Below are 3195 nucleotides of genomic sequence, written 5' to 3'. Positions count from 1 at the left end.
TTTTTTTGCGATTAAATCAGATCACAAACGAAGCCTTTTTTCTATCTATTTCAATTGGTTGTAGCTAAAGATCCTGTACATGAGCACACGAAAGCTGTCGCCAGGATGCAGATCGCGGCGAAAATCAATACGTCCACGGAACATCGATGCGATCCTATGCATTTGGGTATTGGTCAAACCGGCACTCTTTGCGCTGTTAACAAAAGAGCCGTTGATTTCGCATTTTAGCACCCGACTTGGGTGAACGGACGCCTGATCTACGTTTTGGCCTGACGGAGACTTATCCTGTGATTGATCGTTATTGTCACAAGCCGTCAAGCATAACAGACAGCATAAAAATAAAAGGACTTGTCTAAACGACTTCATTACCGAATGGTTACCAAGGAAAATGTGGATGATTATTATACAATAAAAAGGTTTATTTCCAATGCCAGAGATAAGCGGCTTAATGTCATTGGTCATCGTCCGGGTTATGCAAAGGCCGGAGTTCGCCACGAGCGACGGAGTCCGGAACCGAGAACGAATAGCGACCAAGCATGTTGATATGTTCGTGGATAAGCGGAGATAGCCGGACAACATCTTCTTCTTGTATCGGGTAACCTGATTTTCTAAGCTGGTCTAGTGCGGCACTCATGTAGAGGGTATTCCACAAGACGATGATATTGACCACGAGACCGAGCGCACCCAGTTGATCTTCTTGTCCTTCACGGTAACGTTGTCGCAGTTCTCCGCGTTTACCGTGAAAAACAGCTCGGGCTAAACTGTGTCGACTCTCACCCCGATTTAATTGTGTCAAGGTGGCGCGCCGCTTGGATTCATCATCAATGTAGGTCAGTGTGTGCAATGTCTTTTCGATCCGCCCAAATTCCGCGAGTGCTAATGCTAAACGGGTCGGTCGATCACCCGTCTGGAGCGTGCGCATTATTCCGGTTGCGGGTATCCTGCCAAGTTTTAGCGACCCGGCCAACCTCAAGAGATCATCCCAGTGCTCGGCGATCAGATCAAATTTGATAGACTGTCTGGCCAGGCCGTTTAGTTTTCCGTAGTCCGCGTCTGGCCGTGTGCGCCAAAAACGCGTACCTCCGACATCGGCAAGCCGTGGGCTGAAGTGATAACCAAGCAAGCGAAACAGTCCAAATACTACGTCACTATAAGCCCCGGTATCCGTCATGATTTGTGTCGGCTGTAATTCTGTCTGCTGTTCCAGGACTACAGCCAATAAGACCAAGCTGTCGCGCAACGTGCCTGGGACTGTAATAGCGTTCAAGCCGGAAAATTGGTCGGAAATCATGTTGTACCAAGTCACACCCCGACCGGTACCGAAATACTTTGGGTTGGGGCCTGCATACACCGTTCGCACAGGTACAACAAATCGCATTCCGTCCGCAGAAGCTACTTCGCCACCACCCCAAACTTGAGCCAGGTCAAGTTGGCTTTGCACGCTAACCAAGATGGCATTGGCTGCTGACAGTGTGTCGTCCCGGATATAATTCTGGCTGACCCAGGACAGCCTGTCGCGGCGTAGCGCTGGTTTGTCACTGCGGATCAAGGGTTCCAACCCGGTGTTGCAGGCACCGCCCAGTAGTACTGCACAAAGACTGGTTACCAAGTCGTCTGCACGAGCATTGCGTTCCGATACATGGGTAAACGCATCAACAAATCCTGTGCGGGCAGCAATTTCCAGTAAAATCTCAGGAAGATCAACTCGTGGCATCAGATCGGCAACTGCCGCGCGAAGTTGCAATAAGGAGTGTGGTTCTTCCAGTTTATCCAGAGAACTGAGAGCCAACTCGGTTCGACCTTCTGTTTTTTCATTTAACTGAATGGCGGGATTTTCAGGCAAACGGGCAGCGACAGCTTGCCACGTTGCATCAAGTTCTGCACTCAGCGCCTTTAATGTTGTACTGGCATCAATAGTCAGGCCGAGTGAGCGGCAGATAATGGGACGCGCGGCGCTCCATTCTGCGCCATCAAGTAACCCTAAACGGGGATCGGCATAGCGCCAGCTCGGTGAAACGAAAACATCTCGGCGGCGAAGAGCAGAACGCAACGCATCGAGTGCACAGAACACATAAGCCCCCATGTTTAGGGATCCATCATCGCGGGTGACGTGTTTTTGCCATGCTTTGCCAACGATCCCATGCGGCTCATCATCTTCTGGTATCCTGCGAGCCAGATTCAGTTTTAACCAATCAAGACTGGCAACTACCGCTTTACCTGCCGGGCTAAAGCCGAAATGGATATGTTTGAGCAGATCGGGCAAAAAACGACGTACACTACGGTAGCGATCTTCTAACGCGAGGTAATAGACGTCATCGACAGGACGGATCAACGCATTCACTTCTTCTACTGCCTTCTCCAATGCGGATCTTGGCAAACTGCTAAATAACCGAGCGCGAACCTTCTCATCGTTTATCGAACAATCAAGGATAATCTTGCAGGCGGTGGCGAGTGTCGCGGCGGAACGATCCAGATCCTTCAGGCTCCGCATTCTGACTTTCTTGTCTGCCTTCTGTGCGTTATTAAACAGATCTCGAAGTAGTGCTTCCAAAACTTCCAGTGCATCGTCGTTTGCCGTCGCCTCCAGGCATAAAGCGAATGCAACCAGCGTTGCTATCCGGCGTGATGCGGGCAGGCGATTGATCGCCGTTACTTTCGCGGTGTTGGCAAAACGCGCCAAGGCTGCAATACGACTGGGAGGGATATGAGCTGTCGGCGGTAAACAGATGCCAATGCTTCGCACTTCATCAAGCCGCCGCAAAGCGCGGACCAATGCCGGGCCACTCACTATCACCGGCCCAGAACGGAGCTGATCAAGACGGGAGTTGCGGTTGCCTTCTGCAACCAGCAGCATATTTTGTAGCTGTTGTCGTTGTTCCTCTGTCACGCTTCTGCCGAGGGTGAGCCAAAGGCGCTCTTCAACCCGACTGCGCAGTTGCGCGATAAACCGCTCCAATATCGTTACACCGGGCAGCAAGACCTTGTGTGTCAATAGCCAGGTTGTTGCCCGGCTGAACAATTCACCAGGCCGGTCAGTGCCCGTCCAGCATAGAGCATATAACCAACGGGACAATCGAAATCCGACTCGGGGATCCGTAAAAACGCGATATCCTTGACATCCTCCCCCACCTTCGCGCTTCGCGTCTCAGGAGGGGGATTCCCATTACTGGGTGATAGCTGCTCGCGCAGTACCTG

General features: G+C 51.4%; 1 protein-coding gene and 1 pseudogene. Both read right to left on the bottom strand.

Annotated elements, in window-relative coordinates; genetic code table 11:
• Window positions 1-45 precede the first annotated feature (45 nt).
• Window positions 46-366: a hypothetical protein gene (locus tag ACYVG7_RS10800; protein WP_460883116.1), complete on the bottom strand. Its 321-nt coding sequence runs from the start codon at window positions 364-366 to the stop codon at window positions 46-48.
• A gap of 85 nt (window positions 367-451) precedes the next feature.
• Window positions 452-3112 (bottom strand): annotated as a pseudogene (locus tag ACYVG7_RS10795) (Tn3 family transposase); the annotation flags it as partial.
• Window positions 3113-3195: the final 83 nt, after the last annotated feature.

This window comes from Pseudaeromonas pectinilytica, from assembly GCF_054780855.1.
The sequence above is the reverse complement of the archived record's forward strand: the minus strand, read 5'-3'. Positions and strand labels throughout refer to the sequence as shown.